The 12502-nt window shown below is 35.2% G+C and carries 9 protein-coding genes; 8 read left to right on the forward strand and 1 reads right to left on the reverse strand.

Translation table 11 applies throughout. The features are described from left to right. The first annotated feature begins 105 nt into the window (after nt 1-105). The 3 genes from PBV87_RS07200 to PBV87_RS07210 are packed head-to-tail and all read left to right on the forward strand — an operon-like array spanning nt 106 to nt 3860. Nucleotides 106-2136, forward strand: a complete 2031-nt coding sequence (locus PBV87_RS07200; protein ID WP_271011669.1) for an ATP-dependent helicase — start codon at nt 106-108, stop codon at nt 2134-2136. Beyond that, nucleotides 2129-2281 (forward strand): hypothetical protein, encoded by a 153-nt coding sequence (locus tag PBV87_RS07205; RefSeq protein WP_154668778.1) that lies wholly within the window; start codon nt 2129-2131, stop codon nt 2279-2281. Before PBV87_RS07200 ends, PBV87_RS07205 begins: the two co-directional genes overlap by 8 nt. 43 nt (nt 2282-2324) lie before the next feature. Next, a complete protein-coding gene (locus PBV87_RS07210) occupies nt 2325-3860 on the forward strand; it encodes a VanW family protein (protein WP_271011670.1) in 1536 nt (511 codons plus the stop codon). A 62-nt stretch (nt 3861-3922) separates the two neighbouring features. Here the strand turns inward: PBV87_RS07210 and PBV87_RS07215 are convergent, their stop codons facing one another. Then, on the reverse strand, nt 3923-6526 hold the full coding sequence (locus PBV87_RS07215; RefSeq protein ID WP_271011671.1) for a transglycosylase domain-containing protein: 2604 nt from the start codon (nt 6524-6526) through the stop codon (nt 3923-3925). Between the two features lie 235 nt (nt 6527-6761). Between PBV87_RS07215 and yunB the strand changes: the two genes are divergently transcribed. The 5 genes from yunB to PBV87_RS07240 all read left to right on the forward strand — a co-directional run bounded on the left by yunB (nt 6762) and on the right by PBV87_RS07240 (nt 12442). After that, nucleotides 6762-7529, forward strand: coding sequence for a sporulation protein YunB (gene yunB, locus PBV87_RS07220; RefSeq protein WP_271011672.1), 768 nt, complete (start codon nt 6762-6764; stop codon nt 7527-7529). Between the two features lie 119 nt (nt 7530-7648). Next, nucleotides 7649-9754: a glutamine synthetase III family protein gene (locus PBV87_RS07225; protein WP_271011673.1), complete on the forward strand. Its 2106-nt coding sequence runs from the start codon at nt 7649-7651 to the stop codon at nt 9752-9754. Nucleotides 9755-9955: 201 nt separating this feature from the next. After that, the gene (hflX, locus tag PBV87_RS07230; RefSeq protein ID WP_271011674.1) at nt 9956-11212 is read left to right on the forward strand and encodes a GTPase HflX; all 1257 of its coding nucleotides are present in this window, start codon (nt 9956-9958) and stop codon (nt 11210-11212) included. Nucleotides 11213-11408: 196 nt separating this feature from the next. Next, complete coding sequence (locus PBV87_RS07235) at nt 11409-11654, forward strand: DUF6514 family protein (protein ID WP_053983381.1); 246 nt, start codon at nt 11409-11411, stop codon at nt 11652-11654. A gap of 149 nt (nt 11655-11803) precedes the next feature. Then, nucleotides 11804-12442 carry a YigZ family protein gene (locus PBV87_RS07240; RefSeq protein ID WP_053983382.1) on the forward strand — a complete coding sequence of 213 codons (639 nt, stop codon included), beginning with the start codon at nt 11804-11806 and terminating at the stop codon, nt 12440-12442. Nucleotides 12443-12502: the final 60 nt, after the last annotated feature.

Below are 12502 nucleotides of genomic sequence, written 5' to 3' on the forward strand. Positions count from 1 at the left end.
TATCATTCCTTTCTTTCTTCACTAAGGTATAAAAACTACATTTATTATAATACAAATTGATTTTAATTGAAAGAAGAGAGTATAATGAAAAGAGAAAACTTATGAATGAAAGATGACATACTTATGAAAAATAGAATGCTTAATGACAACCAATATGCTGCAGTTCATATGCCGCTTGGTCCAGTGATGGTTATTGCAGGACCGGGGTCAGGTAAGACCTTTGTTATTACAGAAAGAGTCTATCATATGATTCATGCTTTAGGATGTAACCCTAGAAATATTTTGGTAATTACCTTTACTAAAGCAGCAGCAGAAGAAATGAAAATACGTTATCATCAAAAAGATGGTTTGCATCAAGTGGCATTTGGTACATTTCACTCCATATTTTACCGTATTTTAAGAAATAGTAATCCAAACCGTTATGCGCTGGAGCGTCTGCTTCAAGAAGATAAAAAAAGACAAATCATTGAAAAGATTTATGCAGGAATGGATGTGAGTGATGATTATGAAGATTTTGTAGAAGTCTTCTTAAGCCATTTGACACTTATGCAAAATCAATTGATTCAACCAAGATTTTATAATCCAGATGGGCTTTCTAAAGAACTTTTTTTAGCCGTATATCAAGCCTATGAAAATTTCAAAGAAAGGCAAGGCCTTTTTGACTTTGATGATATGCTTACACATACTTATTATCTCTTACAAAATGATCCTAATGTACTTAAGTTCTACCAAGCTAAGTACAAGCATATTTTAATAGATGAGTTCCAAGATATTAACTGTGTCCAATTTGAAATTATCAAATTGCTTGCAGGCCATAAACCTGATCTATTTGTAGTAGGAGATGATGACCAAAGTATTTATCAATTTAGAGGTGCAAAACCAGAATTTTTACTTTCTTTTGAGGAGTATTTTAAACCTGTCAAGAAAGTCATACTCGACGTAAATTATCGTTCAACAGAAAATATTTTACGTTACAGTAATAACTTAATAGGTTATAATACGATTAGGTACGAAAAACGTATGTTAGCGCATCAAGGTACAGGCCCAAATCCAAACATTCTTTACTGTAAAGATAGTAATGACCAAGCAGAGATGTTGCTTCAAGAAATTTTTAAACTCCAAAAACAAAATGTCCCTCTTCACGAATGTGCCATTATTTATCGTACCAATGTGCAAGCAAGGCCGATTATTGAAGCATTAAGAAAAGCTCAACTTCCTTTTGTGATTAAAGATGCTTGTGCGACTCTTTATGACCAATGGATGACTAAAGATATTTTAACTTACCTCCATCTAGCTAAAGATCGTGGTAATGCAGAATTAGGTATGCAAATTATCAATCGTCCAAGTCGTTATATTAGTAAAGTTGCACTTCAAGAGGCAGCTGCAAAAGGTGGAGATTTCTTAAATACATTAACTCGTTTAGCAAGTCTTAATCAAAGTCAGCATGATAGAGTAGAAGAATTGATTTTCCATCTCCAAAGACTAGCAAATCTTCCACTTAAAGAGGCCGTTCCTTACATACGTCATATCATAGGCTATGAGCACTATATGCTTGACTATGCGAAATACCGCAAAATACCTTCAGAGGGTCTCATTGAACTATTAGAGGAGCTAGAAGAATCTGCAAAAGCGTACAAAACAGTAGAAGAATGGGAAGAAAGTCTAATTGCTGTAGCTCAAAGTATAAGGCAAAGTATGAAAGATAAAAGCCATGTAGGCATTAGTTTATCAACTATGCATAGTGCGAAAGGACTGGAGTTTAAAGCCGTATTTTTGATTGATATTGTTGATGGGATTGTACCACACAATAAAAGTTTAGGTGAAATACAGTTAGAAGAAGAGCGTCGCCTTTTTTACGTTGGATTAACAAGAGCAAAGGCCTACCTTTATTTAATGATTCCCAAGGAACGCCATCAAAAGAAAACAGAAAATTCTCCTTTTGTTTTAGAAATGCTTCATCCGAAAGTGGTTCTAAAAGAAGGTGAAAAGGTAAAACATAAAATTTATGGCAAAGGTATTATTGAAAAAGTAGATGGGCCCAAAGCAACCATTCGTTTTAATACAACAAGAAAAGTAGTCGATTATACTTACTGTATTAAGCACCATTTATTATACCGGGAGGAAGAAAATGTCTAAGAATAATCAAAAAAATAAAAAGAAAAAATCCAATCAAAACCTGTTTAGTATGATGCATAAACATAAAAAACAAGTTGTTATGGGTGTTAGTTTACTACTCATCGCTGCAATGGTATTAAGCGTATTTGCACAGTTTGCTTTTTAGTACAATAAGGTTAAAAAGATTATTTATATAATAGGAGGCGGCTATGGCAACTAACAAGAAGAAAGTACTTATCGTTAGTATAATCATTGGGCTCGTACTCATATTAGGCGTTATATGTAGTGCACTCGCTTATGTGCATCATGTTGTATCTGCTTATGACTTAGTTTATAGTCAAGAAGTATATATTAATGATATACCTATAGGGGGGCTTACACCTGAGGAGGCAAAGAAAAAAGTCACCAAACAGCTAGACACCTACCATGAGAACCATGCTATTACTTTAATGAATGAAGATCAAAAACAAACGATTACATTAAGTCAATTTTCACCAGAAACAGATCTACAAACTTGCTTAGATCAAGCCTATTTGGTGGGACATGAAGGCAATTACTTTGAACGCTTCAAGGCAGCCCGTAATAAAAATTCGGGACCACACCATTTTACGACAAAAACAACTTATGACAGTGCAGAGATAGAAAATATTTTAGAAAGTAAAAAAGAAATTTTTGAAATCGCGCCTATTGATGCAACAATGAAAAGAGAAAATCGTAAGTTTAATTTTACAGTAGAAGAGAAGGGTTATACATTAGATGTAACTGAAACGGCTAAGATTGTGGCTGATGTATTAAATAGTGATACCTTAGATGAAACACCTATTCAAGTTGTAATGAAAGCGGTTATGCCAATGGTTACAAAAGCCCATTTAGCAGAAGCACAAACACCACTTGCAAGTTTTTCAACTTCTTATAACAATGCGGATTTAGACCGTAATGAAAATCTTAAACTTGCATCTCAAAAGATTAATATTCAATTAGCACCCGGTGAGATCTTTTCCCTTGCCAATCAGCTTGAACCCATTACTCAAGCAGCAGGGTATCGTAACTCTAAAGTTATTGTAAATGGGAAATTAGAAGAAGGGATAGGCGGAGGTGTATGCCAAATAGCTTCTACTTTATATAACGCTTTACTGCTTAGTGATGTAGAAATTTATTCTCGTGCAAATCACTCTTTACCTGTTGCTTATGTCCCATTAGGAAGAGATGCAACGTATGCATCAGATATTATTGATTTTAAGTTTAGAAATAACTCAGAATATCCATTATTTGTAGAAGCATATTGTGAAAATAATCATGTGATTGTTAACATTTTTGGATATAAAGGCCTTAAACTAGAATATGATGAGATTAAATTTGCCTCTGAACAAATTGAAACTATTGAACCACCAGAGACAAAGATTATTCAGGATTCAGAACTTTATACAGATCAAAAAATTCAAGAAGTGCGTCCATTAGAAGGTAAAAAAGTAAAACTTTATCGTCTTCTTTATAGAAATGGGCAACTTATTGACAAACAGCTGATTAATACAAGTACCTATCGTGCACGTGGTGAAGTTATTCGTGTTGGAACGAAATCTAGGGTAGGTGAAGCAATAGAAACAAGCACGCAAAATGCTGCCCAGCCACAAGCCGTTAAGCCAGAGATTGCTAAACCTACACCAGCTAATCAAATTTTAGATGAAATAGTAGAAGAAGTACCATTAATGCCATCAGAGGCAGATAATCCAGCACCACTAAGCTAAAGGAATAAGAGAATAGTTAATACAATAAAAAGCCGGTAATGTTTAACATTACCGGCTTTTTATTAACCTTGTGGAATGAAGAATCCACTTTCATCATCTGGATTTGGTGTAACAGGTTCTCCTGGTGTAGTAGGAGGTACTGGTTGGTCTGGTGTAGTAGGAGGTGTTGTTTCACCTTCTGTAGGTGGTTGGGTATCTTCGCCACCACCCCAAGGCCATTCACCCCATTCAGGAAGTTGTGGATCATCTGGTGTTTCAATTTCTGTATGCTGTGTATGCACATCACATAATTGATCTTTACTTACTTCACCATGACGATTAACTACTTTTGTTACAATACTATCTTGTGGACAGAACTCTGTAGCAATTTTACCTGAGACACTACATATTTGTTCATGGACATGAACGTCACAGTACTCAGATGGTGCTTGATTCTTTTGGAAGTAATCAGACACAATTTTGTTATCGCTAGCGGAAGAACAAAGTTCTGTAGGAATCTTACCAGAAGCTGAACAAATAGACGTTTTAGTATAACCTGTTGTAACAAGTTCAAAATCTTTATTAGGAAGATCTTTATGAACTTCTGACATAATACTTGACCAAAGGTTAAGGTGTGCGCCATTGGCTGTAAATTCTTGTGGTCTATCATAACCCATCCATACTGTTGCAGTATAATAAGGTGTATAACCAGCAAATAAAAAGTCTTTATTATCTGAAGTTGTACCTGTTTTACCAGATACAGGCATACCACCCATACCATTAGCAGCTTTTGTACCTGTACCAATTTTAACAACGTCTTCCATCATGTCTGTAAGCATAGAAGCAGTAGAAGGTTTGATTACAGTATGTGTCTTTGGAACGGTATTATCTAAAATAACTTCTTTATTACGATCAAGAACTTGTGTATAAAGAAGTGGTTCAGTATAGGTTCCTTGATTAGCAATAGCAGCATAAGCTGCATTGAGTTCAAGAGGTGTCACACCGTCTGTTAAACCACCCAGTGGAAGCGAATACACTTTATCAGTATCTGATAAGGTTGTAAATCCAAAGTTTAATAAATAATTATAAGCGGTATCAATACCTACCATATCAATGGTTTTAACTGCTAAAACGTTCATAGAATCCCAAATAGCTTCACGAATGGTTGTAGGACCTTTGTAATAACTACGCCAGTTTTTAGGTGAGTATTTGTTAATAGTATAAGGCTCATCTACAAGTACTGATCCAGGTGAAAGAAGACCTAAATCTAATGCTGGAGCATAAGCAGCAAGTACTTTAAAACATGAACCTGGTTGACGTTTTGCTTGTGTCGCACGGTTAAATGTACGATCACCGTATTTCATACCACGTCCACCTGAAAGAGCTTTTACATGACCATTATATGGATCTGAAATAACGAAGGCAGCTTGTGCTTGAGGAATGAATTGAACGGCTTCGTTGACAAGTTTATCACCTTCTTCAACACCCCATTCTTCCTGTTTAGCCTTTTTGAAAATTTCTTCTTCATCTTTAGACTTTATAACGCCTTCTGCACCGCGATGGATTTCTTCACCATCAGGTTTAACAATTGTTGCACTATAGTTAATGACATACTCTTTATAGCTTGGGAAGAGACTATCATCAGCCATTTTATTATCTACAATACGTTGAATATCTTGGTCGAGTGTCGTATAAATTTCAACACCACCACCAAAGAGTAAGTTATTGGCTTGAGTTGGTGTCATACCTTGTTCCACTAAATCATCAATAACTTGTTCAATTACAGCATCTACAAAATAGCTATGAGAAGAATCTTTCTCGTATTTTTGGTTAACTTCTTGAATATTTTTATATGGATCTTCTAGAAGTGCAGCTTGTCTTTCTTCTTCAGTAATATAACCTTGTTCTTGCATGTAAGATAAAATAAGCTTTGCTTTATCCCAGTTGTTTTCTGGATTACGTATTGGACTGTATCGTGTTGGGGCTTGAGTAATCCCTGCAATAACGGCACATTCAGCAAGTGAAAGTTCGGATACATCTTTTCCAAAGTAACGATTTGCAGCAGCTTGTACACCGTTAGTACCATGACCAAGTGGCATTGTATTAAGGTAGTACTCTAAGATAAGCTCTTTATCATAAAGGGCATCTATTTGAAGTGCTAAATATTGCTCTTGGATTTTACGAACAAAAGTTTGTTCACTTGTTAAAGCATTGTTTTTGATAACTTGTTGCGTAATTGTACTTGCCCCTTCAACAATATCACCAGCTTTTAAATTGACTACAATCGCACGCATAATACCACGGATATCAATCCCGTTATGTTCATAGAACCTTGCATCTTCAATCGCAACGACAGCATCTTGAAGATTTTGCGGGATTTGCTCCATTTTTGCATAAATACGATTTTCTCCACCGGATAATCTATCAATTTCTACACCATTTTGGTCATAGACAAAAGAAGTAAAATCTGTGGTTGGTTTAATGTTGATAGTGGATACATCTGGCGCACTTTTGATAATGCCCATGAAGATCCCAAGTCCTGCACCGAATACGGCAAACACTCCGATGACAAGGGCTATGACAACGACACGAAATGCCGTGACTTTTGCTTTTTTAGTCTTTTTCTTTTTTGTATTTTTATTAGTCTCGTCGATTTTTTTTGAACGTGAATCTTTAGAATAATTCATCTATCATCCTCCTCACTAGGGTATTATAACAAATCTGGTGAATTTGGGCAAAATAAAATACAAGGTATACTCTGTATCAGTATAAGCTGAAATATTAGAATAGGAAAGTCTTACTAATGAATAGTAATAAAACTTTAATATTTAATTCATTATTTGAGTTATGTTTTATTGTTTGTCATGGAATTCCCCTTAGTCGAATATATTAATAAAATAAAGTATTAAATGGAGGCAAGCTATGTTTAGAAATTATAAATATCGCTATAGACCCACCCCTAAACCGAAACATTATGCTTATTCATCGCCTTATGTTAAAAGTAATCAGAGTCATAATATTAAAGGTGCCTTTGCACTTCTTTTAATTATTGCCATATTTGCCGTAATTTATATTCAATTAGATCGAGAAGTTATGCCAACTGTTATTGCTATGGCAGAGAAAGAAGCCACTACTATTTCGACAAAAGCAATTAATGAGGCGGTCAATCTCTCTCTTGAAAGCTCTCAAGTAACAGAGGAAGACTTAATCAGTTATGACTATAATGATGCAGGTGAACTGGTTTCTTGGAATGTAAATTCTATCCTTATTAATACATTGTGTGCTGACATTGTAGATAAGGTAGTAGAGAAGCTTGCAACAATAGGAACGATTTCATTTAAAGTTCCTCTAGGTAATTTGACAGGCAGTCGTATTTTTGCCAATTTAGGACCTGAACTTAGTATTCAAGTTCTTCCCATAGGAACAGTTAAAGTTGACTATGATAATCAGATTCGGTCTACAGGAATTAATCAGGTAAATCATACTGTGTGGTTAGATGTTGATACAACCGTACAAGTTGTTGTACCTCTATTCTCAGACCAAGTACATATTTCAAGGCGTATTGTACTTATTGATAAAATGGTATCTGGTAAAGTACCTCCAAGCTATGTTAATGTACTCCCTAGCAATGTACTGGACGTTGCTCCAGGTGAGGTTTCGGAACAATTCGACATTTATGCCGAACCTTAGACATAATGCACAAGTGATTTTTTAACCCTTCTATAAATTTCTCTATTTTCATGAGTTGTTATTAGATACTAGAAATGATATATTAAATTATACTAATCTTACGACAAAGGGGCAAAAAAATGGAAAACATCAAGTTATCTGAGTTATTTGGTAAAAATGTATTTGACGACAAGGTGATGCGTGAGCGACTCCCAAAGTCTACTTATAAACAGCTACATAAAACAATTGATGAAGGACTAGAGCTTGACCCAAGTATTGCAGACGTGGTAGCAAATGCAATGAAAGATTGGGCCATCGAACATGGTGCAACACACTTTACTCATTGGTTCCAACCAATGAATGGACGTACAGCTGAAAAACATGATTCTTTCTTATCTCCAACATCAGACGGTCGTGTGATTATGGAGTTCTCAGGAAAAGAACTTATAAAAGGTGAAGCAGACGGCTCTTCATTCCCATCAGGTGGACTTAGACAAACTTTTGAAGCAAGAGGATATACAGTATGGGATTGTACTTCACCAGCTTTCTTAAAAGAAGATATTAGTGGAGTAGCCCTTTGTATTCCAACTGTATTCTATTCTCATACAGGTGAAGCATTAGACAAAAAGGCGCCTCTTTTACGCTCAATGCAAGTTATCGAGCAAGCCTCTTTACGAGTATTACGTGCGTTAGGTGATCATAAGAGCAATAAGGTCATCTCAACAGTTGGTGCAGAACAGGAATATTTCTTAGTTGACAAACGTCAATATCAACAACGTAGAGACTTAATCTTTACAGGACGTACACTTTTTGGTGCAATGCCTCCAAAAGGCCAAGAAATGGAAGATCATTACTTCGGAAGCATTAAAGAAAAAATCGGTAAATTCATGCGTGAAATCGATATTGAACTTTGGAAATTAGGTGTGCCTTCTAAAACAAAACATAACGAAGTAGCTCCAGCTCAACATGAGCTTGCCCCTATTTTTGCTACTTCAAATGTAGCATCTGATCAAAATCAATTAGTTATGGAAACATTACAAAAAGTAGCAAATCGCCATGACCTTGCTTGTTTACTTCATGAAAAACCATTTAAAGGTGTAAATGGTTCAGGTAAACATGATAACTGGTCACTTGTAACGGATACAGGTAAAGTTTTATTCTCACCTGGAAAACAACCTAAAGATAATTTAGAGTTTCTTGTTTTCTTAAGTGCAATTATCGAGTCTGTTGATAAACATGCAGATCTTTTAAGACTTTCTGCAGCAACAGCAGGCAATGACCATCGTTTAGGTGGGAATGAAGCACCACCAGCAATTATTTCTATTTTCTTAGGTGAAAGTCTTACAGAAATGCTTTATCACGTAGCACGTGGAGAAGATGGTGATAGCTTTACAAAAGAAGTGATGGAAATGGGTGTTGCAACCCTTCCTAAACTTAAAAAAGAAGTAGCAGACCGTAACCGTACTTCTCCATTTGCTTTCACAGGAAATAAATTTGAGTTTAGAATGTTCCCTTCATCAGGCTGTGTATCAGAAGCTAACGTGATTATCAATACCATTGTTGCAGATACATTAAACAAATTTGCTGAGGAACTTGAAAAAAGCGAAGATATCCAAAGAACCATTAAACATATTGTACGCCATACATTAAGAGACCATGGACGTATTTTATTTAATGGAAATGGTTACTCAGAAGAATGGGTAGAAGAGGCAACACGTCGTAACCTTCCAAACTTCACTTCAACTGTAGATGTACTTCCAGCATTGATTTCTGAAAAATCAATAGATCTTTTTGGTAGAAATAAAGTATTTACAGAGGTAGAACTTCATTCACGTTATGAAATCATGGTTGAAGAGTATTACAAAACACTTAATATTGAAGCACGTACAATGCTTAACATGGCTAAAACACAAATTATGCCAGCAGTGCTTAATTATATGACACAAGTTGCTCAAAATGTAAGTATTATGACAAGTCTTGGTCAATTTAATATTGATCCACAAAGTGAATTACTTGGGGAACTTAATCGCCTCTTCAATGGTCTTAAAAAGTCTATTGATGCCTTAGAAGAAGCACATACAAGTACAATTCAAATTTGTGATGGGTTAGAAAAAGCAAAAGCATTCCGTGAAAAGGTTCTTCCAGAAATGGAAGCTTTACGTGAAGTAGCAGATGCTCTTGAAACAATCGTAGATGAAAAAATCTGGCCAATTCCAACTTACAGCGAACTTTTATTTAGAGTATAATATAATACGTAGAAAAAGAGTCACTGCATCGCAGTGGCTCTTTTTTTGAAAAAATAAGTATTACGAGTGGGATAAGACAGAAATAAACACTATACACACAGATAAATAAAAAGAATTAGGCAAAAACCTTATAGCTTAGGTGAAATTTTGGTATAATAATGAAAGCATTATGCCAATTGGCATCTATCAGAAAGGAATACTATGGAAGAATTAAAAAAAGTACAAGAGCGTGTCATTCTTTTTGCCGCTCAAAAGAAAAATTTAAAAGAAGAGGCTGCATGGGAAAGTCTCGATGAATTAGAAGAATTGGTAAATACAGCTGGAGGAGAAGTCGTTGCCAAAGTACTACAACGTGTAGATAGCATTAATCCAGGACTTTATATTGGAAGTGGAAAAGTAGAAGAGATCCGTGAAATGGCTGCCCTTCATGATGTTACAGGTGTTATTTCCGATGATGAACTTTCTCCTGTACAAATGCGTAATTTAAGTGAAGCATTAGGCATTAAAGTCATGGATCGTACGCTTGTTATCTTAGATATTTTTGCACAACGTGCACGTTCAAAAGAAGGTAAACTTCAAGTAGAAATGGCACAGCTTAAATACCAGAACTCTCGTTTAACAGGATTTGGTGCCATGCTTTCAAAACAAGGTGGTGGTATTGGGACACGTGGACCTGGAGAAAAGAAACTAGAGTTAGATAAACGTCATATTCGTACACGTATGGAGCTTTTACAAGCTGAGATTGATCAATTTGAAAAGCATCGTCAGCTACTACGTAGTCGTAGACAAAAAAATAGTACACCTGTTGTAGCTATTGTAGGTTATACCAATGCAGGAAAGTCTACTTTACTCAATACATTAGCAGATAGCGATATCTACGCAGCTGACCAACTCTTTGCAACGCTTGATCCAACAACACGTGCAGTGGCACTCCCAAGTGGAAGTGAAATCCTTTTAACAGATACCGTAGGATTTATTCGTAAATTACCTCATCATTTAGTCAAAGCATTCTATTCTACATTAGAAGAAGCAAAGTATGCAGATATTATTTTACATGTTGTGGATGCAAGTTCAGAGCATTTAGCAACTCATTATGAAGTGGTGCATGAAACACTTAAATCATTAGGCATTACAGATATTCCTATCATTACAGTCTATAATAAAATCGATAAAGTGAATGAGCACTATTTAAAAGATGAACAGGCAATGCAGCATGTTGAAATCTCAGCACGTGAAAAGAAAAATTTAGAAGGTTTATTAAATATTCTAGAAGAAATGCTTTATGAGAAGATGAAAGCGTTCAAAATTCTAATACCTTATGCTCAATCAGATTTAGTAGCATTCTGCCATGCACAAGGGGAAAGATTAGAAGAAGAGTATTTAAATGAAGGTGTACTTTTATCAGGTTATATGCATTCAGATTTATTCTATCGAATAAAAGATTATATCGTAGACTAAAAAGTTTTTTGCAATCTTCGACAACATAAATGAATTTTCAGAATATAATTTCCAGTATTAGGATATCTTGAAACGTTATTTTAAATTGTTTGACGATTTATAGCGTAAACAGATATTTATTGCGATATCTTTTGCTTTTAAAAAATTCTATAATCTTCTATAATAAAAATAGATGAAAATCAAGGGGGATTATTAGATGTTATTTAACAAAGTTTATGTTGGGGAAGCTGTTGAAAATACGCTTCAGATTCAGTATTTTGTTATTCAGAGAGAGAATTTTTACGGGATTGGTTTAGAAGAAGCAACAGAAAGAGGCATTCTGTGCGATTATGAATACTTTACGGAAGAACAAGAAGAAGCCCTTGAAGTTGCTAAAATGTTACAGCAAGGTAGTGTAACACTTACATCTATGACCGAAATCCTCGACGACTATATTCAATAAAATGTTTAACAATAAATACGGGAATCACAAAGAGTAAGAGTAGAGCCATCTTTTGATGAAATGCTTTACTCTTATTTTAGTGTTAATAATTTACCTTTTAATAGGTATATGCTATGATAAAATGAGCAAAATTAAGACAGGTGGTGACTATGTTAGAGCGTTATATCACAATAGAAGGGGAAGGGTATGCAGAAATCGTAGAAAAAAAATCACGTTTTATTGCATCCGTATTTCCTGTAGAATCTCAAGAAGAGGCAGATGCTATTTTGGCAAAGCTTCGTAAAAAGTATTGGGATGCGACACACAACTGCTTTGCTTATCAAATAGGTGAGCGTGATGAAATTCAACGTTTTAGTGATGATGGAGAACCAGGTGGCACTGCTGGGAAACCTATTCTAGATGTTTTAAAAGGGCATCAGATTAAAAATACATTAATCGTTGTGACACGTTACTTTGGCGGTACTTTACTAGGTACAGGTGGGCTTGTACGTGCTTATGGTAAAGGTGCAAAAGAAGGTATCTTAGCAGCAGGTCTTGTTGAGAAAATGCGTGTATGCCTTTTTACGTTAGAAATGACCTACCCTCTTTCAGGGAAAGTACAATATCTTTTAAATGACAAAGCGTATGTTATTCGTGAAACACAATACACCGATGTTGTACGTTTTATAGTAGAAGTAGAAATGGGTGAAGAAGAAGCCTTTACTGAATGGCTTATAGAAAAGACAAATGCTGAAATCTCTATTGAAAAAGGTGATTATGACCTTATTCAAAGAAGTGTTAAGTGTTGATACAACCCTACAAAATATGTTACAATAAGGAAGAAAATTGTTTATGTACGTAAGTGTATA

It is taken from the genome of Holtiella tumoricola (genome assembly GCF_027857615.1).
Lineage (GTDB): Bacteria > Bacillota > Clostridia > Lachnospirales > Cellulosilyticaceae > Holtiella > Holtiella tumoricola.